The 22,711-nt window shown below is 40.1% G+C and carries 20 protein-coding genes; 16 read left to right on the forward strand and 4 right to left on the reverse strand.

What is annotated here, in order from left to right; genetic code table 11:
• Positions 1-37: 37 nt before the first annotated feature.
• The 3 genes from ACTWP7_RS02570 (at position 38) to ACTWP7_RS02580 (ending at position 3,769) form a co-directional block, all read left to right on the forward strand.
• Positions 38-1,588, forward strand: a complete 1,551-nt coding sequence (locus ACTWP7_RS02570; RefSeq protein ID WP_014644009.1) for a polyamine aminopropyltransferase — start codon at positions 38-40, stop codon at positions 1,586-1,588.
• A 32-nt stretch (positions 1,589-1,620) separates the two neighbouring features.
• Entirely contained in the window at positions 1,621-2,301 is a 681-nt protein-coding gene (locus ACTWP7_RS02575) for a metal-dependent hydrolase (protein WP_014644008.1), read from the forward strand.
• Positions 2,302-2,455: 154 nt separating this feature from the next.
• On the forward strand, positions 2,456-3,769 hold the full coding sequence (locus ACTWP7_RS02580; RefSeq protein ID WP_443121916.1) for a DRTGG domain-containing protein: 1,314 nt from the start codon (positions 2,456-2,458) through the stop codon (positions 3,767-3,769).
• Between the two features lie 38 nt (positions 3,770-3,807).
• Here ACTWP7_RS02580 and ACTWP7_RS02585 read toward each other — a convergent pair whose 3' ends face one another.
• Positions 3,808-4,110, reverse strand: a complete 303-nt coding sequence (locus tag ACTWP7_RS02585) for a YtpI family protein (protein ID WP_014644006.1) — start codon at positions 4,108-4,110, stop codon at positions 3,808-3,810.
• A gap of 126 nt (positions 4,111-4,236) precedes the next feature.
• On the opposite strand from ACTWP7_RS02585, the gene ACTWP7_RS02590 reads away from it, so the two are divergent.
• Positions 4,237-5,184 carry a DHH family phosphoesterase gene (locus ACTWP7_RS02590; RefSeq protein ID WP_443121917.1) on the forward strand — a complete coding sequence of 316 codons (948 nt, stop codon included), beginning with the start codon at positions 4,237-4,239 and terminating at the stop codon, positions 5,182-5,184.
• A 25-nt stretch (positions 5,185-5,209) separates the two neighbouring features.
• Here ACTWP7_RS02590 and ytrI read toward each other — a convergent pair whose 3' ends face one another.
• Both ytrI and ACTWP7_RS02600 read right to left on the reverse strand, forming a co-directional pair.
• Positions 5,210-5,707 (reverse strand): sporulation membrane protein YtrI, encoded by a 498-nt coding sequence (gene ytrI, locus ACTWP7_RS02595; RefSeq protein ID WP_443121918.1) that lies wholly within the window; start codon positions 5,705-5,707, stop codon positions 5,210-5,212.
• On the reverse strand, positions 5,707-6,039 hold the full coding sequence (locus ACTWP7_RS02600) for a YtrH family sporulation protein (RefSeq protein WP_443121919.1): 333 nt from the start codon (positions 6,037-6,039) through the stop codon (positions 5,707-5,709). The genes ytrI and ACTWP7_RS02600 overlap by 1 nt, the downstream gene beginning before the upstream one ends.
• 123 nt (positions 6,040-6,162) lie before the next feature.
• Between ACTWP7_RS02600 and dnaE the strand changes: the two genes are divergently transcribed.
• From dnaE to ACTWP7_RS02640, 8 genes are all read left to right on the forward strand, one after another.
• Entirely contained in the window at positions 6,163-9,522 is a 3,360-nt protein-coding gene (gene dnaE, locus ACTWP7_RS02605; RefSeq protein WP_443121920.1) for a DNA polymerase III subunit alpha, read from the forward strand.
• Between the two features lie 125 nt (positions 9,523-9,647).
• On the forward strand, positions 9,648-10,886 hold the full coding sequence (locus tag ACTWP7_RS02610; RefSeq protein WP_443121921.1) for an NAD(P)-dependent malic enzyme: 1,239 nt from the start codon (positions 9,648-9,650) through the stop codon (positions 10,884-10,886).
• Between the two features lie 83 nt (positions 10,887-10,969).
• Positions 10,970-11,566: a FadR/GntR family transcriptional regulator gene (locus tag ACTWP7_RS02615; RefSeq protein ID WP_443121922.1), complete on the forward strand. Its 597-nt coding sequence runs from the start codon at positions 10,970-10,972 to the stop codon at positions 11,564-11,566.
• 100 nt (positions 11,567-11,666) lie between these two features.
• Entirely contained in the window at positions 11,667-12,527 is an 861-nt protein-coding gene (accD, locus tag ACTWP7_RS02620; RefSeq protein ID WP_443121923.1) for an acetyl-CoA carboxylase, carboxyltransferase subunit beta, read from the forward strand.
• A complete protein-coding gene (locus tag ACTWP7_RS02625; protein ID WP_443121924.1) occupies positions 12,524-13,486 on the forward strand; it encodes an acetyl-CoA carboxylase carboxyltransferase subunit alpha in 963 nt (320 codons plus the stop codon). Before accD ends, ACTWP7_RS02625 begins: the two co-directional genes overlap by 4 nt.
• A 243-nt stretch (positions 13,487-13,729) precedes the next feature.
• Positions 13,730-14,689, forward strand: coding sequence for a 6-phosphofructokinase (pfkA, locus tag ACTWP7_RS02630; RefSeq protein ID WP_443121925.1), 960 nt, complete (start codon positions 13,730-13,732; stop codon positions 14,687-14,689).
• Positions 14,690-14,720: 31 nt separating this feature from the next.
• A complete protein-coding gene (gene pyk / locus ACTWP7_RS02635; RefSeq protein WP_014643996.1) occupies positions 14,721-16,484 on the forward strand; it encodes a pyruvate kinase in 1,764 nt (587 codons plus the stop codon).
• Between the two features lie 283 nt (positions 16,485-16,767).
• On the forward strand, positions 16,768-17,160 hold the full coding sequence (locus ACTWP7_RS02640) for an FxsA family protein (protein WP_443121926.1): 393 nt from the start codon (positions 16,768-16,770) through the stop codon (positions 17,158-17,160).
• A gap of 34 nt (positions 17,161-17,194) precedes the next feature.
• On the opposite strand, the gene ytvI is transcribed toward ACTWP7_RS02640, so the two are convergent.
• On the reverse strand, positions 17,195-18,304 hold the full coding sequence (gene ytvI / locus ACTWP7_RS02645) for a sporulation integral membrane protein YtvI (protein WP_443121927.1): 1,110 nt from the start codon (positions 18,302-18,304) through the stop codon (positions 17,195-17,197).
• Positions 18,305-18,555: 251 nt separating this feature from the next.
• Here ytvI and citZ point away from each other — a divergent pair, with 251 nt between their 5' ends.
• The 4 genes from citZ to ACTWP7_RS02665 all read left to right on the forward strand — a co-directional run bounded on the left by citZ (position 18,556) and on the right by ACTWP7_RS02665 (position 22,579).
• A complete protein-coding gene (gene citZ / locus ACTWP7_RS02650; protein ID WP_443121928.1) occupies positions 18,556-19,671 on the forward strand; it encodes a citrate synthase in 1,116 nt (371 codons plus the stop codon).
• Between the two features lie 113 nt (positions 19,672-19,784).
• Positions 19,785-21,059, forward strand: coding sequence for an NADP-dependent isocitrate dehydrogenase (gene icd / locus ACTWP7_RS02655; protein ID WP_014643992.1), 1,275 nt, complete (start codon positions 19,785-19,787; stop codon positions 21,057-21,059).
• Positions 21,060-21,086: 27 nt separating this feature from the next.
• Positions 21,087-22,025, forward strand: a complete 939-nt coding sequence (gene mdh, locus ACTWP7_RS02660; RefSeq protein WP_014643991.1) for a malate dehydrogenase — start codon at positions 21,087-21,089, stop codon at positions 22,023-22,025.
• 77 nt (positions 22,026-22,102) lie between these two features.
• On the forward strand, positions 22,103-22,579 hold the full coding sequence (locus ACTWP7_RS02665) for a MaoC family dehydratase (protein ID WP_443121929.1): 477 nt from the start codon (positions 22,103-22,105) through the stop codon (positions 22,577-22,579).
• Positions 22,580-22,711 lie beyond the last annotated feature (132 nt).

Here is a 22,711-nt window from a genome sequence, read left to right on the forward strand (position 1 = left end):
AACAGAATCCGAAAATTACGGGTTGGAGTGAACAAATTTGGAAACAAACGGCAAGAGAAAAAGTCATCTAATCTATTGGGCTTCAGGAATCGTTTCTATATGCGGAATTATATTTGAGGTTCTGTTCGGGGCACTAGGCTCCTATATCCTTGGAGATGGCGTGAAGCAGTACACCCTGACCATCAGTTTATTTCTAACCGGAATGGGTGTAGGGGCCAGTATCAGCGAGCGTGTTATGAAAAACCTGATTATTACGTTTATATGGATTGAGTTCATGGTGGCGCTTATTGGTGGTTTTTCAAGCTTTATCATGTTTGGGATGACAGCATTTGCTCCCTCAGGTACTGATGCGTTGTTTTTGTATCTTATAACTTTTACAATCGGGGGATTGACTGGTCTTGAATTGCCCATATTAATTCGAAAAGCTAATGAAATTGGAGTAGAACTGAACCGGAGTACAGCTAGAGTGTTGTTTTCTGATTACGCAGGAGGTTTGATAGGAGGGTTATTGTTTGCCTTCTATCTGCGGCCCCAAATGGGTATGGTTAAAAGTGCCTTTTTTGTAGCCTGTATCAATTTATCGGTAGCTTTAGTCGTTTTATATTTATTTCGATCTGAAATTAAGCGCTTAGTTCTTCACACAAGTGCAGCTGTTTTTATTGCGATTCTTTTAATTGGCGGTTTATTCTTCGGGGAAGAATTAGCATTTTCCTTCGAACAGAAGTTATACAAAGATCCAATTATTCACATGGAGGAAAGTGCGTATCAAAAAATAGTCGTGACAAAAGAACAGGGAGACACTCGTATGTTCTTAAATGGTTCGCTGCAATTTAGTTCCTCAGATGAATACCGCTACCACGAAACGCTGATCCATCCTACTGTTGCTAATGCAGAAGCTAAGGGAAATGTACTCGTTCTCGGCGGGGGAGATGGAATTGCCGTAAAGGAACTATTAAAGTATGAGAAAATCAAGAATATTACGGTAGTAGATTTAGACCCGGCTGTAACCACTTTAGCGAAGAATAATTATCATTTATTACAGTTAAACGAAGGAGCACTATCAGATGAACGAGTTCAGGTGCGAAACGAGGACGCTTTCGAATTTTTAGAAAAGTCTGAGGATTGGTATGACATTATTATTTCCGATTTGCCAGACCCCAATAATGAGAGTTTAAATAAGCTTTACACCAGAGAATTTTATTCCTTACTCCGGAATCATCTGGAACCTGGGGGTGCAGCAATGGTTCAGGCCACTAGTCCTGTGTTTGCTCCCAGTGTCTACTGGACGATAAGTAAAACAATAGAATCGACGGGATTACATACAGTAAATCTTCATGTGGATATCCCAAGTTTCGGTAACTGGGGGTTTGTTATGGCAAGCAGGGAGCCAATTAAAGTTGAAGAGATTTCAATTCAAGCCGAAACAGAATTTCTAACAGATGAAGTGTTAAAGTCTATGACAGTGTTTGGAAAAGACGAAGACCGGGAAATTGTAAACCGTGAAGGGGAAGTTGTTCCCTTAAAGCCAAATACATTAATAGATCCTCATTTAATACAAAAGTATGAAAGTGCCTGGCAAAACTATTAAACGAGGAAAACTAATTAATAAGGAGTGGTAAAGTGAAAGTATCTTATCATGGACATTCTGTAGTAAAGGTAGAAGCGAATGGCAAAACGATTTTAATTGATCCGTTTATTTCTGAAAATGGAAACACTGATCTTAACGCAGATGAAGTGAATCCGGACGTCATTTTACTCACACATGGTCACAATGATCATGTAGGAGACACCTTTGAGATTGCAAAACGCAATAATTGCCAAATTGTTGCTCCGTTTGAGCTAGCCACTTATCTTGGAAACAAAGAGTTAAACGCCCACCCAATGTATATAGGGGGAGGTCATGAATTTGACTTTGGTCATGTGAAATTCACTCAGGCGTTTCATGGTTCATCCTATACAGAAGAAGATGGAACAATTGTTTATACAGGAATGCCAACAGGCATCCTCTTAACAATTGAAGGAAAAACTATTTTCCATGCAGGCGATACAGGGCTATTCTCTGATATGAAAATGATAGGGGAACGTAATAACATCGACCTCGCTTTCCTTCCAATTGGTGATAATTTTACTATGGGTCCTGAAGATGCCCTGACAGCTGCTGAATGGCTTCAGGCTAAACAGGTTGTTCCTATTCACTACAACACTTTTGAATTGATTAATCAGGACGGGAAAGGTTTCGCTGAGCAAGTTAAGCCTGGTAAAGGAATGGCTCTCGAACCTGGAGACACTTTAGACCTTTAATATCAACTTAACGTAGTCTTCCATCTATTATAGATGGAAGACTTTTTAATGAAAATAAATCATATCCTAACAGAAATTGCGAAGTAACTGTATCACTTGTATAATAACAATATTAAGGTTATTAATTAGTACAGTTAGAAAGAATGGTGGGCGTATGGCTACAAAACATGAACAGATCCTGGAGTATATTGAAACATTAGAGGTCGGTAGTAAAATTTCCGTTCGTCGTATCGCAAAAGCCTTGAATGTTAGTGAGGGAACAGCTTATCGTGCGATTAAAGAGGCTGAAAACCAAAATTTAGTCAGCACCATGGAGCGGGTTGGAACCATTCGAATTGAAAAGAAAAAGAAGGAGGATATTGAACGACTGACCTTCGCCGAAATTCTAAATATTGTGGATGGTCAGGTACTTGGTGGAAGAGAAGGGCTCTATAAGACGTTAAGTAAATTCGTGATTGGAGCCATGAAGCTCGATGCAATGATGCGTTATACAGAAGCGGGATCCCTGCTTATTGTTGGGAACAGGACCAATGCACATGAATTAGCTATTAAAGAAGGAGCAGCTGTCCTCATAACTGGAGGTTTTGATACAGCTGATCAAGTGAAGCAATTAGCAGATGAGAAAGAACTTCCTGTCATTTCAACCAGCTATGATACGTTCACAGTAGCTACAATGATTAACCGTGCGATTTATGATCAATTAATTAAAAAAGAAATTGTTTTAATTGATGATATTTATACTTCTTTTCAAGAAACTAAGTTTTTAGTAGTAGATGATCAAGTGGAAAAATGGCATGAATTTAATAATGAGACAAAGCACAGCCGTTATCCAGTCGTTGATAAACATAATCGAGTTGTCGGGATTGTAACATCTAAAGATGTTATTGGAAAAGAAAGCTCTATGAGAATAGACAAAGTTATGACTCGGAACCCAATGACCGTCCATGTAAGAACCTCCTTAGCAAACGCTGCTCACGTGATGGTCTGGGAAGGAATTGAATTAATGCCTGTGGTGGATCCTTCTCATAAATTGCAGGGAATTATATCCCGCCAGGATGTACTGAAAGCTTTGCAGCAGATACAGAGACAACCGCAAGTCGGAGAGACGATTGATGATTTAGCCACGAACCAACTTGAAATCGTAAAGAATGAAGAAAATGAACATGTACTTAAAACAATGGTCACTCCGCAAATGACAAATCAGCTGGGCACTATGTCTTATGGGGTGTTTATTTCTCTAATAACAGAATCCTCAAGCAGACTGTTAAGGAAATATAAAAAGGGAGATCTTGTAGTAGAAAATATTTCTGTCTATTTTATAAAGCCCGTGCAAATTGAAAGTGAAGTCATTATTGCCCCTAATATCTTAGAAGTAGGACGTAAATTCGCTAAAGTAGACATAGAAGTTCACCATGAAGGATCTATTGTAGGCAAGGCCTTATTGATGGCTCAGTTAATTGATCGATAAATAAAAAAAGTCGCTGCAGTTAAGCAGCGGCTTTTGATTTAAGATTGAACACTAGCCTGATGTTTTTGAAATTCATTACGGTAATGTTTTGCAGCCTTCCATCCTTCTTTAGTTTGGAAGATTCCAAGTGCAAGAAATAGAATACCAATAAATAAAGAAAGTTTTGTCTCATAAAACATATATTGGTTGATTCCAAAAAAGAAGATGAAACTTCCTAAAAATATTTTTGATTTACTATTCAAATAATCTTGGGTTAAAGGATCTTTGGTCCTTACGATCATAACTTTGTAATAAATATAAAGAACTAAGGACACCAAAATTAGAACAGGAAATATTATCACAATGTATCGACTCCTGAAGTTAAATTTTTTCTCCTTTATTGTAGCTTGTTTTCATTGAAATGGCTACCTGTGAAAAGAAATATATGATTTAATTATAAAAGGCTAAGTATAGAGAGGGTTTTGTTAATGAGTATAAAGGCTATTGCGGAAGCGATAAAAAAATATCCAAAGATTATTATCCATCGGCACGTAAGGCCTGATCCGGATGCTTATGGGTCCCAGGCAGGACTGGCAGAGATGATTAAGGCAAGTTTCCCGGATAAGAATATATTGATTACAGGGGAAGAAGAACCTTCGTTACATTTTTTTGCGCGGATGGACTCCGTCCCTGATGAAGCTTATCAAGGTGCACTAGTGATTGTTTGTGATACTGCCAATCAGGCACGAATAGATGATCAAAGATACAAAGACGGTGATCTTCTCATAAAGATTGACCATCATCCAGAGGTGGATCGATATGGAGATATCCAGTGGGTGGATACATCGGCAAGCTCCACTTGTGAAATGATTTATCATTTGTACACTCAATGGAATGAAGAATTATTTACTTTGAATGAACAAGCCGCCCGATTAATCTATGGAGGTATTGTCGGTGATACCGGGCGTTTTTTATTCCCTAGTACAACACATAGAACACTTACGTATGCTGCCGAGTTAGTAAATTATGAATTTGACCGTCCAGCCCTCTATAATGAACTATATAAAACTCCTGTTAAAGTCGCTAAACTTAAAGGGTATGTACTGCAGAATTTCACAGTCACCAAAGCTGGTTGCTCTACGGTAGCATTACCTAAGCGAGTATTGGAAGACTTTGAGGTGACGGCTTCAGAAACTAGTATGCTGGTTGGATTGTTGGGCGATATTGAGGGTGTAATGGCTTGGGCGTTCTTTGTAGAGGAAGACAATATTATCAGGGTCAGACTTCGTTCTAAAGGACCGGTTATTAATGAAATAGCAGCGAACCATGACGGAGGCGGACATCCTATGGCTGCCGGAGCTTCAGCTTCCTCATGGGAGGAAACGGAAGAGATTGCCAGAGAGCTTGAAGAGGTTTGTATGAACTATAAAAACTAGCAGGGTTGCCCCTGCTGGTTTTTGTTTAATGTACAAGTTTAATTTCCAGATGAATTTTTAGGACCTGCGATGCAATTAGCTTTGCTACTTTTAGTTCGTAAGTAAAATCGTCAACTACATAATTTTTATTTTCTATCGTAGATATAATTAGATCGACTTGATCAGCCACGACCTTCAAGTCTTTACCAGGTACTGATATAAGCTGTTCCTTGACGAGGGTAGTCAGCTGATGTTGAGTCAGAAGGTCTATCTCTAATTTTTTTGCGTTTGTGTAAGAAACGGAAATATCCACTACAGTAAATGGATGGTTTTCCGTTTCTTCTTTTTGATTATTAAGCATTCCTTCGTATTTGGCTTCCATTTCGCTTAATTTGGAATTAAGTTCGATATGTTCCTCAGTATATTTCTCCTGCAGCTGTCCATATATGAATAAAAAAAACAAGTATCCTATAACTGCTCCAAATACCATCCCTGCAAAAAAACGCCTCCACTCCTTTTTCCTATACAGTGGCGGGATATGCATCAGGTCACTTCCTCTCCAAGCAGCCACTCAAATAATAATAGTGCTGCTTTGACACCTCCCATAGCTGCTACGATGATCATGACTTGTTTGAACAAATCAAAGGTAGATCCATCAAAAATTCCTTTTTCAAAGTTGCTTATTGCATCGAACGTGCCACCGATAGCCGCCACAATCGCCCAGATTCTAAGCCCTTTTGCAATACGGAACATGGCAGTTAAAGGAGCTTCCCCTGTTATATAGCTTCCGATACTTCCGATAATAGTACCCCCTACAATAACCCCAAATGCGATAAAGAAGCATTGAGTCATGGATATGATTAAGCGGTCGTCCATCTTGTCCCTCTTTTCGCCAGCTTGTTTTTGTGTTGTTATTATGAAAATATGGTGTGTACAGAGGAAATATGCAGGAGGCTTTCAAGTCGCATCTCATCCCGCTATAATTGAGAAGGAAAGAAGGTGAAGAAGGTGGCTTTTACTCACTTAAATGTTCAAAGCGGATATAGTTTAATGAAGAGTACTGTGAAAATAGACTCATTGGCAGAGAGGGCAAGTGAGCTGGGATTTCAAGCATTGGCTTTGACAGATGAAGAAGTGATGAGTGGAAGTGTGGCATTTTATCAAGCCTGTCAAAAGCGAGGAATTAAGCCGCTTATTGGTATGAAGACCAGCTTGTACTCGGGCGGAGGAGATTTTTCTGTGCTTTTTCTGGCTAAAAACTATAAGGGTTATCAGAATTTAATGAGATTAAGTTCTTACATACAAACACAGAAAGAGTCTCTTCCTTTATCCTATATGAATTCATATAAAGATGGTCTACTCGCAATAATTATGACCTCCTCCTCTCCCTGGGCTGAACCAATTTCGAGGCGTGAGTTCAGTGAACTGGAGCGTGGACTGGAGAGTTGGAAATCCATTTTTCCGTCAAATGACCTTTATCTAAGTATAAAAGACAGTGATCTTCATTCAGAAAGGCAGATTCACCAGCCATTAAAAGAGTGGACGTCTGATAAACGGGTCTCAGTGGTTGCTGTAGGAGAAGTTAAATATCTAAAACAAGAGGATGCATCAGCTTATCAAGCGCTTCTGGCTATAGAAGAAGGGAAAAGGCTGGCATCAGATGCAGAAGAAAGAGTTCAGCATGAATATTTAAAATCAACTGATGAAATGGAAAATTTATTTAAAGACTGGTGGCCTGAAGTCATTGAGCAGTCTGCTAAGATTACTGAAAAATGTGATCTTCAACTGTCACTGGATCAGCAGTTAATTCCTTCCTATCCAGTTCCTGAAGATAAAAGCGCGGACGACTATTTAAATAAATTGTGTTATGAGGCGTTAGATGAAAAGTACCAACAAAGAAGAGTAGAAGCCCAGGAACGATTGGAACATGAATTAAATGTTATCACCTCGATGGATTTTAGTGATTATTTTCTAATTGTCTGGGACTTTATAGCTTATGCACGGCGGCAGGGAATTCATGCCGGACCAGGCAGGGGGTCGGCGGCTGGTTCTATCGTCGCTTATCTTTTAAACATTACTCAAATTGACCCTCTAGAGTATAACCTGTTATTTGAGAGGTTTTTAAACCCTGAACGGGTCACCATGCCGGACATAGATATTGACTTTCCTGATCATAGAAGAGATGAAGTGATCGAGTATGTTAGCCGTAAATATGGAGAAAAACATGTAGCTCAAATCTGCACGTTTGGTACATTCGCTGCAAGGAGTGTTTTAAGAGAGTTGTTTAAAGTGATGGCAGTAGATGAAAGCGACTCGGCTTATATATTGAAGCATATTCCAAAAGGCACGAATGACGGACTCGTTCAGATTGTGCAAAGGTCGGAACCTTTAAAAGAATATATAAGAAGTTCTCTTCCATTAAAAAAATTATTTCATATAGCTGCCAAACTTGAAGGACTTCCTCGTCATGTTTCCACACATGCAGCAGGAGTTGTCATTAGTCAAAAACCTTTAGTGAATTACACTGCCCTTATGAATGGACAAAGTGAGGTCTATCTTACACAAATGGCCATGGGGGATTTAGAAAAAATAGGCTTATTAAAAATTGATTTTCTTGGGCTGAGAAATCTTACTTTTTTAGAAAAAGTGGAAAGTAAAATAAGAAAATATGAAAATTATGACTTCTCTCTTTCCCATATTCCATTAACAGATGAATCTACTTTTTACTTATTAAAAGAAGGAAGAACGAATGGCGTTTTTCAACTTGAATCACAGGGCATGAAAAGTGTTTTAAGAAGGCTGAAGCCTTCCCACTTTGAAGATGTTGTGGCTGTTAATGCTCTATATCGACCAGGTCCTATGGATTATATACCTGTTTATATTAATCGAAAGCATGAAAAAGAAGAAATACAATACCCTCATCCGGATTTAAAACCGATTTTAGCCTCTACTTTTGGGGTATTGGTTTATCAAGAGCAGATCATGCAAGTAGCGCAAAAAGTTGCTGGCTATAGTCTGGGGCAGGCGGATTTATTAAGAAGGGCAGTAAGTAAAAAGCAGTCTCAGGTGCTGCAGCAGCAAAGAAATGAATTTATTGCCGGGGCTGTAAAGAATGGATATGACGAGACAGTGGCTTACGAACTATTTGATTGGATCGTAAAGTTTTCTAATTATGGGTTTAATAGAAGTCATGCTGTGGCGTACAGCTTTATCTCTTATCATCTGGCTTACCTTAAAGCCCATTACCCTTCTTACTTCATGGCAGAATTAATTAATGCAAATAACGGTGATCGAGAGAAGCTGGCTGCTTATATTCGTGAAGCTCGCGAGCTTAAGGTTTCCGTGAAGGCTCCTTCCATTAATAGGAGCTACATGTCCACCCAGAGTGAAGGCAGTGGGATAAGGATAGGTTTGACAGCCATAAAAGGAGTGGGATATCAGGCTGTTCAGGCTATTCTTGAGGAAAGAAAAAATGGTGCGTATAAACACTTGAATGATTTTTGTTTAAGAGTTATTTCCAGTTCAGTCAGCCGTGCTGTTATTGAATCACTCATTATAGCGGGAGCATTTGATGAACTCAATACGAACCGGGCAAGTCTGCTTGCAAGTATTGACCAAGCCCTTGAGCAAGGTGAGCTTTTTAAAGAATTTCAGGATCAGCCAGGTATGTTCAGTGAAGATATAGATATGAAGGAACCTGTAAGCGTAGATCCGTTTCCAATTTTAAAAAAATTAGCCATGGAAAAAGAGTTGCTTGGAACGTATCTATCCGAGCACCCGCTGGAATACCATCGCAAATCTCTTCGTAAAAAAGGGGTTCTATCCTTACAGCAATCATTATTGACGAGCAGATCCCGGAAAATCACAACGGCTGCCGTAGTAGAAGCTATAAAAGAAATTAGAACAAAACGGGGAGATCCTATGGCATTTATGACGATTAGTGATGAAACAGCGGAAATGGAAACTGTGCTCTTTCCAGAAGTCTACAGAGGTGCAAAAACTTGGTTGTCTGAACAAATGCTGATCATCGTCTCAGGGAAAGTAGAAGAAAGAAATGAACGTAAGCAGCTGCTCATTTCTGAAATTTCCAAGTTTGAGATCGAAAGTTTGCCCTCGGAAACAAAGGATCGTTTGTTTATTAAATTGGATAAACCCAAGGAATACCAGGCATTGGAGCACTTAACAGAGGCTGCAAAGTATTTCCCGGGTAATACACCAGTATTGTTATTCAGGACAGAAGATAGAAAAACCTATCAGCTGGATGAAAATTATTCCTTGAATCCATCCAGAGAATGTCTTCAAATGCTGGAGCAATATTTTGGACCTTCCTCAGTGGCTCTGCGTCACAACAATATATGAACATGTCTCAGTCCATGCTTTTGTATTTCCTTTACACTAGCAAGTCATCTGTTATAATTAAGAAGTTAATGGTGGTCTGACCACCTGGAGCGGTTTATACTAATTGGTTAAAGGAGCGTGTAGTCGTGTCGAATTTGCGAGATGAAGCACTGCATATACATCGTGTCAATAAAGGAAAACTGGAAACCCATTCCAAGGTCCCTGTAAGGAATGCTAAGGATTTAAGTTTGGCTTATTCACCAGGTGTCGCTGAACCATGTAAGGAAATTTATGACCATAAGGAAACAGTCTATGACTACACCATGAAAGGAAACATGGTCGCGGTTGTGAGTGATGGATCTGCTGTACTTGGCCTTGGTAATATTGGGCCGGAAGCTGCACTTCCTGTAATGGAAGGCAAAGCCGCATTATTTAAAAGTTTCGCCGGGGTAGATGCTTTTCCAATCTGTTTAAACACAAGAGATGTTGATCAGATTGTTCAGACTGTTAAGCTTATGGAACCAACGTTCGGGGGCGTGAATCTAGAAGATATCGCTGCTCCAAACTGCTTTATCATAGAAGATCGCCTTAAGAAAGAAACTAACATCCCTATCTTTCATGATGATCAGCACGGCACAGCGATTGTTACAGTTGCGGGTTTAATGAATGCCTTAAAAGTAACTGGAAAGTCTTTCTCTGATATTAAAGTAGTGGCAAATGGAGCTGGTGCAGCAGGAATTGCTATTATTAAGCTTCTTTACCATTTCGGTGTACGGGACATTATCATGTGCGATTCTAAAGGTGCGATTTTCGAGGGACGCGATTATGGCATGAATGATGTTAAAGACGAAATAGCTAAGATCACAAATAAAGATCGGTTAGAAGGAAAGCTTTCTGAGGTAATGGAAGGTGCAGACGTGTTTATAGGTGTTTCAGTAGGCGGGCTTTTATCTAAAGAAATGGTTTCTCGCATGAATGATGACTCTATTATATTCGCCATGGCTAATCCGGAACCGGAAATTATGCCGGAAGACGCAAAAGAAGCTGGGGCGCGTGTAATCGGGACAGGTCGCTCAGACTTTCCTAATCAGGTGAATAATGTGTTAGCGTTCCCGGGTATATTCCGAGGAGCTCTTGATGTTCGTGCGACTCGAATTAATGAAAAAATGAAAATAGCTGCGGCTGAGGCGATTGCTTCCCTTGTAAGCGAAGAAGAATTGAACGCAGACTACGTGATTCCTGCGCCTTTTGATACCCGTGTAGCTCCGGCAGTAGCAGCAAGTGTTGCGAAAGCTGCCATGGAATCTGGTGTTGCCAGGCATCATGTAGACCCTGAAGAAGTTGCAGAAAAAACTAGACAAATGACTTTAATAGAAGAGCAATAATACGATTGGAGAAAGGCAGCCGCTTTTCTCTTGTTACATATATTTGAATTGCTCTTCAACTGAAAAAGGGGTGTTCAAAGTTCGTGACCCGATCGCATCAAGGGAAAGTATATGAAGGTGTTTTATACCAATTAAAGTCTTATATTGATGAAAATCAATTAAAACCAGGAGATAAATTACCTTCAGAGCGTGAGTTAAGTGAACAGTTAAATGTTGGCAGATCATCAATTAGAGAAGCTTTTCGTGCCATGGAGCTGCTTGGTTTAATCGAGACTAAGCGTGGTGAGGGTACATATATACGTGCTTATCGCCCCTATCATATGGTTGAATTATTATCGAGTTTCCTTTTAAATGAATCAAGGACCAGGGAAGAATTATTGACGGCTAAGCAGATGATGGAGAAGGAAGTCTTATTTATCCTTGTTGGAAAGGTCGCGGAAGGTCAAAGGTTGAAACTGGAGCAAATAATGGTAAAAGAAAATGCAAGAGAGAGATATCAGTCTTTCTTTACCTTCTTATTTGAACTTTGTGAGCGTCCACTGCTATTATCAATGTGGCAATTCATATCCGGATTCGCACTTGCAAGAGAGGAGATCCAATATGAAGCTGGCTGGTATAAACAAGTGATAGAGATTATAAAAAATGGAGATAAAAAAGATATACTTATGCTTTATCCTTAAGGATGGTTTGTCGTAATCGTTCGGCAAATAAGAGTGATTATAGCAGTGCTATTTTGTATATTAGATAGAAAGGAAGCTTTGTCCCAAAGGAGGAATCACCTTGCTAAGAGATTTTTTCAGCAAGAAAAAACGCTATGCATCCATCCCGCGACAAGAAGCGAAAAAGGATGTACCTGAAGGTCTTATGCAAAAGTGTCCAAATTGTCAAAAGATCTTTTATAGAAAAGAATTAAATCGGAACATGAATGTTTGCCCTCACTGTGATCATCATCACCGTTTGAATGCTTATGAAAGATTGGATCATATATTTGATGAGGATACTTTTGAAGAATGGGACAAGCATATGATTTCAAGCAATCCATTAGGCTTTCCTGATTATGAGGAAAAGCTTGAAAAAGATCGCTTGAAATCAGACTTGAATGAAGCCGTTGTTACTGGCAGAGCTCAATTGAACGGCTTGGATACAGCGGTAGCTGTTATGGATGCCCGTTTTCGTATGGGAAGTATGGGGTCTGTAGTTGGTGAGAAAATTACGAACGCTATTGAGAAAGCAAGGAAAGAAAAAATTCCATTTATCATTTTTACTGCTTCTGGCGGTGCTAGAATGCAGGAAGGTGTGCTGAGTTTAATGCAGATGGGTAAGACCTCTGTAGCTCTCCAACGGCTGCACGCAGAAGGTGGTTTGTTCATTTCGGTTATGACCCATCCTACAACAGGTGGGGTTTCAGCGAGCTTTGCTTCACTAGGGGATTATAATTTCGCGGAGCCTGGAGCATTAATTGGTTTTGCCGGTAGAAGAATCATTGAGCAGACTATTCGTGAGAAATTACCAGATGACTTTCAGACCGCTGAATTCTTGCTGGAACATGGACAGCTGGATCGTGTGCTGCATCGTCATGAATTGAAAAAAACACTTGGAATGGTCTTAGAAATTCACCATCCAGGAGGTGAAGAAACGTGAAGCATATACTTGAGTTTGAGAAACCGGTAATTGAGCTGCGCGAAAAAATTGCAGAACTGAGGCGCATGACTGAAAATAGCGAAATGGATCTGAGTGAAGAAATTATAACCTTAGAGAAACGATTGGAAAAGCTGGAAATCGATGTCTATGATCGTATGCAGCCTTGGGACCGAGTTCAAATGGCAAGGCATCCCGAGCGTCCGACAACTCTTGACTATATTGAATACATCTTCTCCGACTTTCTGGAGCTTCACGGTGATCGCTTATACGGGGATGACGCTGCGTTAGTGGCAGGCATTGCTAAATTTCAGGGAACTCCAGTTACCGTCATTGGACATCAGCGCGGAAAAGATACAAAAGAGAATATTAGAAGGAACTTTGGCATGCCTCATCCTGAGGGCTACCGAAAAGCTCTGCGTTTAATGAAACAGGCTGATAAATTCAAACGTCCAATTATTACTTTTATTGACACGAAGGGAGCTTATCCCGGAAAGGCAGCAGAGGAGCGGGGACAAAGCGAAGCTATTGCGCGGAATCTTATGGAAATGGCAGGTCTTAACGTTCCCATCATCTGTGTTGTGATCGGAGAAGGAGGAAGCGGGGGAGCGCTTGGTCTCGGAATAGGGGACCGGATTTATATGCTTGAGAACTCGACTTATTCTGTAATTTCTCCTGAAGGTGCGTCGTCTATACTTTGGAAAGATGCAGGACTAGCCCAGCAGGCTGCTGAATCTATGAAGATTACGTCCTATGACTTAAAAGAATTAAATGTAATTGATGAAGTCATACCTGAAGTCAGAGGTGGAGCTCATCGTGATGTAGAATATCAAGCAAGAGAAATTGAAAAAGTTATTGAGTCATCACTAAAAGAACTCTCATCTTTGGAAAACAGCCAATTATTAGAAGAACGATTTAATAAATATAAAAGTATTGGCGATTATGCGTTTCTTGATTTATAATGAACACGGTATAAATGAATATCAGCCAATATGAAGAAGTCGCACATCAAGAAGTGCGACTTTTCCCATCTTAGGAGGATGGTAACGCTATCAAACCGAATTTTTAAGACTTGATCCACTTATCTTTTACATTTTACTTATTTGTACAAACTAGATGTATGAGAGAATCTTGTGGGTTCAGAAGGTTTCAAAAGTTCCATGATTGGGCACAAACCAATTAGTAAATAATTTGAGGTGATTCTAATGAAAAAAATTGGTGTACTTACAAGCGGCGGCGACGCTCCAGGCATGAATGCTGCTATTCGTGCCGTTGTGCGTAAAGCTATCTATCACAATGTAGAAGTATACGGAATTAAGTATGGGTACCAGGGGCTAATCGATGGCAGTATTGATAAAATGGAACTAGGCTCCGTAGGCGATATTATTCAGCGCGGAGGTACGAAGCTGTATTCAGCCCGCTGTGAAGAATTTAAGACCGAGGAAGGCCAGCTGAAGGGCATTGAACAGATGAAGAAGCATGGTATAGAAGGACTGATCGCCATTGGTGGTGACGGGACCTTTATGGGTGCTAAGAAACTTACTGAAAAAGGTTATCCGTGTATTGGTGTACCTGGAACAATAGATAATGATATTCCGGGAACCGATTTTACAATTGGTTTTGATACTGCTTTAAATACGATTATTGATGCTATTGATAAGATTCGAGATACGGCTACTTCTCATGAGCGCACCTATGTTATTGAAGTTATGGGACGTAATGCAGGAGACTTGGCTCTATGGGCTGGACTGGCTGATGGAGCGGAGAGCGTATTAATACCAGAATTTGAAGATGAATTCAATGATGTTATCGACCGCTTAAAACGTGGACATGAACGCGGAAAGCGTCACAGCATCATTATCGTTGCAGAAGGAGTCGGAAGTGGTGTTGATTTTGGGCGCAAGATTAAAGAAGCCACAGATCTAGAGACGCGAGTGACAGTATTAGGACATACCCAGAGGGGCGGATCTCCCTCAGCCTCAGACCGTGTCCTTGCCAGCCGCCTGGGTGCTCATTCTGTAGACCTTCTATTGAACGGAAAATCAGGGCGCATGGTTGGTATACAACAAAACAAATTAGTCGATCATGATATAGTAGAAATTCTCAACACCAAGCACCAAGTGGATCTTGATATGTATCGTCTTTCTAAAGAATTATCAATATAATATGAATGATGGATCAGAGGAGGAAATAAGTATGTTTAGAAAAACAAAAATCGTTAGTACGATTGGACCGGCTTCTGAATCAGTTGAGAAATTAAGTCAACTAATTGAAGCAGGAATGAATGTTGCTCGTTTGAATTTCTCGCATGGAGATTTCGAAGAACATGGAGCTCGTATTAAAAACATTCGTGAGGCATCTGCCTCCACAGGTAAAACGGTAGCTATACTATTAGACACGAAAGGTCCTGAAATACGGACAGGTACGCTAAAAGAAGAAGAAGTTTATTTGGAAAAAGGATCTACTGTCTATGTTTCAATGGATGATATCCAAGGGGATGCAGAGCGCATCTCAGTCACGTATCCAGGTTTGATTAATGATGTCCAGCCAGGCTCGAAAATATTACTGGATGATGGTTTGGTAGAGTTACTCGTAGAAGAAATCGACAAAAAAAATAACGAAATCAAAACAACTGTCTTAAACAATGGTCCTTTAAAAAATAAAAAAGGTGTCAATGTACCTAATGTAAGTGTAAACTTACCGGGGATTACGGATAAAGATGCGAAGGATATTGAGTTTGGAATTGAACAGGGAGTAGACTTTATCGCCGCTTCTTTCGTACGTCGTGCTTCAGATGTTCTTGAGATCAAAGAACTATTAGAAAAGCACGGAGCGCTGGATATCCAAATTATCCCTAAAATTGAAAATCAGGAAGGCGTTGATAACATCGACGAAATCCTGGAAGTAAGTGACGGCCTAATGGTAGCGCGTGGAGATTTAGGTGTTGAGATCCCAGCGGAAGATGTCCCTCTTGTGCAAAAACAACTTATTCACAAATGCAATAAAGCTGGAAAACCAGTTATAACAGCTACTCAAATGCTGGACTCTATGCAAAGAAATCCTCGTCCAACTCGTGCAGAGGCATCAGACGTTGCGAACGCTATTTTTGATGGAACAGACGCGATTATGCTTTCTGGTGAAACAGCAGCAGGTGATTATCCTGTTGAATCCGTTCAAACGATGCACAATATTGCCAGCAAAACAGAGACAGGCTTAAATTATAAAGCGATCCTTGATGAGCGTTCTAAGCACAGTGATATGACGATAACGGATGCAATTAGTCAATCTGTTACTCATACGGCCATTAATCTTGATGTAAATGCTGTGGTGACTCCAACGGAAAGCGGTCATACAGCCCGGATGATTTCCAAATATCGTCCAAGAGCACCAATTGTAGCTATCACTTCAAGTGAAGCTGTTAACCGTAAGCTTTCTCTCGTATGGGGAGTTTATGCTGTGATGGGACCACGTGCTCAATCTACAGATGATATGCTTGATGTAGCGGTTGAACGCAGCTTAGCATCTGGAGTTGCTACTCGTGGTGATCGTGTGATTATCACTGGTGGAGTACCAGTAGGTGAAAGTGGCACAACAAACCTTATGAAAGTGCATGTAATAGGAGACGTACTTGTTAAAGGACAAGGCGTTGGTCAGAAAAGCGCCTATGGACGAGCTGTTGTAGCGAAGGATCCTAAAGAAGCGATTGACCGTGTAGTAGACGGGGATATTCTTGTCACCCATGGAACAGATCGTGATATGATGCCTGCTATAGAAAAAGCTGCAGGCCTGGTTACAGTAGAAGGCGGATTAACATCTCATGCTGCAGTAGTAGGTTTGAGCCTTGGAATTCCTGTTATTGTAGGTGTGAAGGATGCACTTAGTATAATTTCTGACGGGAACGATATAACTATTGACAGTTCACGCGGAGATATTTATGAAGGACATGCTAGTGTCCTGTAAAGACAAAAAAAGGGAAGTGTAAACACTTCCCTTTTTTTTTAGCTCATTTAAATGCTGTGGTTCGTTTTTATAGAGGCATTCATCTATTCAGTTCTGAAGTGAAATATTCAGATTCTAGACTGCTGAAATTTTCTAAATGATTCTAGTTTGTGTAACGTGAAGCCATTTTTGCAGCCAAAGTCTTCATAGGAAAGAGTATGGGTATTTCCTTTAATGTACTTAACTTTAAAAGTGCTGAAACTCCAAGTATAATAGAAGAAAAGAGTTGGAAAGGGACGATAATATGTTTCGCTGGTTATTACTATTTATTCTGATTGTCCCGGCACTTGAGATCGGTTTACTCATTGGGGCTGGAAACTTGATTGGACCCTGGTGGGTTATATTACTGATCATCCTTACAGGAGTTATAGGAGCGTGGCTTGCGAAACAGCAAGGTTTAGAAACGATCAGAAACTTCCAAAATTCGATGTCGAGCGGACAAATGCCTCAGGATACTCTATTGGATGGTGCCTGCATATTAGTAGGGGGGGCAGTTTTACTGACTCCTGGATTTATTACTGATGCGATAGGTTTTTTATTATTAATTCCTCCCACTAGAGCACCCATTAAACGTCTTATTAAAAAAGTAATCTCAAAAATGATGGATAAAGGCACCATCACTATTTATAGAAGATAAAATGGTCCCCCTGTTTCTTTATGAAATAGGGGGGTCAGTTTCCTTTAATAAAATGCCACGTGTAGTTAAAAATTCCAGTAGTATGAAGAACCTTTACAAACACAATTACTAAAGGACTAAGTATTATTCCATATACGCCGAAAATTTGAAAACCCAGAAACATACCTGCTAATAATAAGATTGGGGGGACACCGAAGTGGTTAGCGAGTATTTTAGGTTCAAGTGTCTGTCGAACGATTAGGACTACCATATATATAATTGAAAGACCAATGGTCATCTGAAATTGTCCTGTGAAAAATTGATAAAAAATCCACGGAATAAAAATGCTGCCAGTCCCAATATAGGGAATGATATCTACTATTGAAGCAGCCATGGTAATCGTAAGTGCATTTGGGGCTTGAATAATAAATAAACCTATCCCGATGATAGCAGTAGATATACCTACAAGAATACACTGGGCTCTGATGATACCTTTAAAGGTGGACTTGAGTTCCATCGGAAATCTCCTGGTTTTTTCAAGATAATGGGCGGGTATGATACGAGTAAGGCTTCGAATAATCAATTCCCAATCCTTACATATAAAAAATATGGCCAGCATTAAAATTAGCATAGTGGTAATAGAGGAGGGCAGGCTGGTCAATCCACGAATTAGGCTTTGAAATAAGGTTTCTAACATCTGGACGCCTGTGGCTGCTGCCTTTACTTTTATTACCTCTATATAATCAAAAATGGAACTTTGCTGCTCAGTTGATAATTTAAGAATAACTTGTTCGATTTTATAAAGTATAGGGGTGAACCAAATGGTGAACTGGTCGATGGAATGGTTCACCAGGTTACCAAAGTTTACAGGTGCTGCTATTGCCAGACGCTGGATGCCTTTAATTAGTTCAGCAATGACCAGTGTAAGCAGAGAAACGGTAAGAAGTGTTAGTAAGAACAAAAGCGATAGTACGGCCAGGGTTCTGGGGAAATGTAATCTTTTTTCTAAAAGTTGAATAAATGGTTGAAGAGCACCTGAGATTAAAAAGGCAAGAAGAAAAGGATATAAATATATCCAAGCTCCAATAATTAAAAATATACTGGACAGCATAAGAGTGATCACAAATAGGAAGCGGAAGAACTGGTGAAAAACGGGGTTGTTCATGTGAACCTCACTTTCTAGTGACTTTTCATTCAGGGTCAGCTTTTTTATGGAAATAGTTATTTTAAAAAAGGAATTCCCTATGAAATTTCGATAAATTCCCTTAAATTAAACGGTTTCAATTCACATTCAACTCAGAATACTTTATAATTGTCTTTGGGGTTCATTTCCTAATTATTTCATATAAGAGTACATGAAACGTTTTCTTGCCGCTTGGGCCGAAAACATCGGACATTTTTAAAAGGAGAGATTGTATGTCATCAACCAAAGGTCTTGAAGGAATTACAGCAACTGAATCATCGATCAGTTCAATTATTGACGATAAATTAACCTACGTAGGTTACGATATCGATGATCTAGCAAATAACTCAAGCTTTGAAGAAGTTATTTATCTTCTTTGGAATCAGAAACTTCCAAACAAAGATGAACTGAATCAATTTAAATCTGATTTAATCTCAAACATGGACATCCCTCAGGAAGTAGTAGATCACCTCAAATCTTATGATCTATCTACAGTGCATCCCATGGCTGCTTTACGTACCGCAGTATCGATGCTCGGCATTCATGACCCTGAGTCGGATGTAATGGAAGATCAAGCTAATAAAGACAAAGCTCTTCGAATTCAAGCAAAAATGCCTACAGTTGTTACGGCCTTTGCTCGCATCCGTAATGGGGAGGAGCCAGTTTCTCCTAAAAAAGAATTAAGTTTTGCAGCTAACTTTTTGTATATGCTGAATGGTAAAAATCCTGAAAATATTGAAGTCGAGGCATTTAACAAAGCGCTAGTATTACACGCAGACCATGAATTAAACGCTTCAACGTTTACGGCACGTGTGTGTGTGGCAACACTATCCGACATTTATTCAGGCGTAACAGCTGCTATTGGTGCTTTAAAAGGACCTCTCCATGGTGGAGCCAATGAGCGTGTTATGAAAATGCTTACTGAAATTGACAGCGTTGAAGATGCGATTCCTGCTATAGAAAAGAAGCTTGAAAATAAAGAAAAAATCATGGGTATGGGACACAGAGTTTATCAATCCGGCGATCCTCGCGCGAAGCATTTAAAAGAAATGTCTCGTGAGCTGACCAAGCTGACAGGACACTCTAAATACTACGAGATGTCTATTAAAATTGAAGATTACATTAAAGAAAATAAAGGACTCCCAGCAAATGTGGATTTCTATTCCGCATCTGTTTATCATAGCCTTGGAATCGATCATGATATTTTTACACCGATCTTTGCGGTCAGCCGCGTTTCCGGATGGTTAGCCCACATTCTTGAACAGTATTCAGATAACCGCCTGATTCGTCCTCGTGCTGAATATGTAGGACCTAAGGGGCAGACTTACACACCAATTGACGAACGTTAAGAGAGGGGACGCTAGGCTTCCTCTTCTCTTTGCTTTTTCTTCTATATAATTTAACGTATGATAGAAGAGGATATTACATCCCATTTTATGAAATAAATTTAGGAGGGTATATTTTGACACAATCTGAGAAAATCACAGTAGAACAAAACGGAGAATTGAACGTACCTAATCGTCCAATCATCCCTTACATTGAAGGTGACGGTATTGGTCCGGATATTTGGGCGGCTGCCAGCCGTGTAATTGAAGCTGCCGTAGATAAAGCTTACAACGGGGAAAAATCGATTGAGTGGAAGGAAGTATACGCTGGTCAGAAGTCTTATGACAAAAGCGGAGAATGGCTGCCAGACGCTACATTAGATACAATTCGCGATTACAAAATTGCAATCAAAGGACCCCTGACGACTCCGATCGGCGGCGGAATCCGTTCACTTAACGTAGCTTTACGTCAAGAACTTGACTTATTTACCTGCCTGCGTCCGGTACGCTATGTAGAAGGTGTACCATCACCTGTTAAACGTCCAGAAGATACAGACATGGTAATCTTCCGTGAAAATACAGAAGACATTTATGCCGGAATCGAGTGGCAAAAAGGTACACCTGAAGTTAAAAAAGTTATAGACTTTCTTCAAAATGAAATGGGTGTACATAATATCCGTTTCCCGGAAACTTCTGGAATTGGTATCAAGCCTGTATCTGAAGAGGGTACGAAACGTCTAGTTCGTGCATCTATTGATTACGCTTTAAATGAAGGCCGTAAAAATGTAACACTAGTTCATAAAGGAAATATTATGAAATTCACCGAAGGTTCCTTCAAAGCATGGGGTTACGAAGTAGCTGAAGAGGAATACGGAGATAAAGTATTTACGTGGCTGGAATATGATCGAATTGTTGAAAAAGAAGGGAAAGAAGCAGCTAATAAAGCACAGGATGCTGCGGAAGCAGAAGGTAAAATCATTGTAAAAGATGCGATTGCAGACATTTTCCTACAGCAGATTTTAACTCGTCCAAAAGAGTTTGATGTAGTCGCTACCATGAACCTGAATGGGGACTACGTTTCAGATGCACTAGCTGCTCAGGTTGGCGGAATAGGAATTGCGCCAGGTGCGAACATAAACTTTGAAACAGGTCATGCTATTTTTGAAGCTACGCATGGTACAGCACCTAAATATGCAGGAATGGATAAAGTGAATCCGTCCTCTGTAATTCTGTCTGGCGTACTTATGCTTGAGCACCTTGGGTGGAGAGAAGCGGCAGATTTAATTTCTAAATCCATGGATAAGACCATCGGTAGTAAAGTGGTAACGTATGACTTTGCACGAATGATGGATGGTGCTAAAGAAGTGAAGTGTTCTCAGTTCGGTGACGAACTAATTAAAAATATGGACTAATCGCTGATTAAAAAGGAGCTGGGTAATATGGCTATTCGCAGAAATAAAATATCCGTGATCGGTGCCGGCTTTACTGGTGCTACTACTGCACTTATGGCAGCCCAGAAAGAACTGGGAGATGTTGTATTGGTCGATGTCCCTGATATGGAAGACCCTACTAAGGGGAAAGCTTTAGATATGTTAGAAGCTAGTCCTGTACAAGGGTTTGATGCCAAAGTAAAAGGAACTTCTAATTATGAAGATACTAAAGGCTCTGATCTGGTGATTATTACAGCGGGAATTGCTCGAAAGCCTGGCATGAGCCGTGATGATCTTGTTGCGACGAATTCAAAGATAATGAAAAGTGTAACAAAAGAGATTGTAAAGTATTCTCCAGACTGCTACATTATTGTATTAACTAATCCAGTTGATGCGATGACGTACTCTGTATTTCAGGAAGCCGGTCTTCCTAAGAACCGTGTCATTGGCCAATCTGGTGTCTTGGATACTTCGCGCTTCCGCACCTTTGTAGCGGAAGAACTGAACGTTTCCATAAAAGATGTTACCGGTTTTGTTCTAGGTGGTCATGGAGATGACATGGTGCCATTAACTCGCTATTCTTTTGCTGGTGGCATTCCGCTTGAAAGATTAATTTCTAAAGAACGTCTTGATGCGATAGTGGAACGTACAAGAAAGGGAGGAGGAGAAATTGTAGGTCTGCTTGGGAACGGAAGCGCCTACTACGCTCCAGCTGCTTCTCTTGTTCAAATGGCGGAAGCGATTTTAAAAGACCAGCGCCGTATATTGCCAGCTATAGCATACCTGGAAGGTGAATATGGATATGATGGCATTTATCTTGGAGTTCCTACCATCCTTGGTGGAAATGGAATTGAAGAAGTCATCGAGCTTGAATTAACGGAAGATGAAAAGCAGCAGCTCGACCAATCAGCAGACTCTGTTAAAAATGTGTTAAATGTATTAAAATAAGAGTGTAAAGGATTCGGGGCTATCCTCGAATCCTTTTTTACACAACAAACAGAAAACGCTTTCAAAGAGGTGGTTTAATGTTAAGTAAAAAAAGAAAATTAGGAAAGAAGATGAACGACTTACAGGCAGGCGATCTGTTCACTACTTCTGCAACAGTTGAAGACCGGGATCTACTTATGTATCTAGGACTTACAGATGATGCAAACCCTCTGTATATTCAGCACGATTATGCCTCGCAAACTCCATTTAAACGTCCGATTGTGCCCACGGTTATGGTGTTTGGGATGGTTTCTTCCATAATATCCATGCACCTCCCTGGGCCGGGCAGTCATATTGTTTCTCAAGAAATCTCATACCCGAAACCCGTCTACCACTACGCTGAAGTACGCTTTAGAGCAGAGGTTACATCTATAAATAAGGATAAGCATCTTGTTACGATTCAAGTCACTGGCTATGATGAGGAGGGGGATGAAGTAGTCCGGGGTACTTTAGAGGTGAAGCCGCCATATGAACCCAATTCTATGAATGCTCATTCTCTTGAAAACTTTTATTAATAATCTGACTGAGGCCTTCCTAGAAGGCCTCTTTCTTTTTTGGAATCCTTAAGAGAAAGATCTGTGGTCGTTCACTCGGATAATTAGTTTTTTTAGTATTAGAACATCTGTTACTGTTTATGGTGTAAAACG

The sequence above is a fragment of the Halobacillus sp. B29 genome (genome assembly GCF_052246755.1).
Taxonomy (GTDB): domain Bacteria; phylum Bacillota; class Bacilli; order Bacillales; family Halobacillaceae; genus Halobacillus; species Halobacillus halophilus.

What these genes read in the sequence shown, in the direction of transcription:
- ACTWP7_RS02600 (WP_443121919.1), bottom strand. Translation starts at nt 6,039, where the DNA reads ATGGACGACCGCTTAATCATATCCATGACTCAATGCTTCTTTATCGCA.
- mdh (WP_014643991.1), top strand. Translation starts at nt 21,087, where the DNA reads ATGGCTATTCGCAGAAATAAAATATCCGTGATCGGTGCCGGCTTTACT.
- ACTWP7_RS02590 (WP_443121917.1), top strand. Translation starts at nt 4,237, where the DNA reads ATGAGTATAAAGGCTATTGCGGAAGCGATAAAAAAATATCCAAAGATT.
- ytvI (WP_443121927.1), bottom strand. Translation starts at nt 18,304, where the DNA reads ATGAACAACCCCGTTTTTCACCAGTTCTTCCGCTTCCTATTTGTGATC.
- pfkA (WP_443121925.1), top strand. Translation starts at nt 13,730, where the DNA reads ATGAAAAAAATTGGTGTACTTACAAGCGGCGGCGACGCTCCAGGCATG.
- pyk (WP_014643996.1), top strand. Translation starts at nt 14,721, where the DNA reads ATGTTTAGAAAAACAAAAATCGTTAGTACGATTGGACCGGCTTCTGAA.
- citZ (WP_443121928.1), top strand. Translation starts at nt 18,556, where the DNA reads ATGTCATCAACCAAAGGTCTTGAAGGAATTACAGCAACTGAATCATCG.
- ACTWP7_RS02640 (WP_443121926.1), top strand. Translation starts at nt 16,768, where the DNA reads ATGTTTCGCTGGTTATTACTATTTATTCTGATTGTCCCGGCACTTGAG.
- ytrI (WP_443121918.1), bottom strand. Translation starts at nt 5,707, where the DNA reads ATGCATATCCCGCCACTGTATAGGAAAAAGGAGTGGAGGCGTTTTTTT.
- ACTWP7_RS02580 (WP_443121916.1), top strand. Translation starts at nt 2,456, where the DNA reads ATGGCTACAAAACATGAACAGATCCTGGAGTATATTGAAACATTAGAG.
- ACTWP7_RS02665 (WP_443121929.1), top strand. Translation starts at nt 22,103, where the DNA reads ATGTTAAGTAAAAAAAGAAAATTAGGAAAGAAGATGAACGACTTACAG.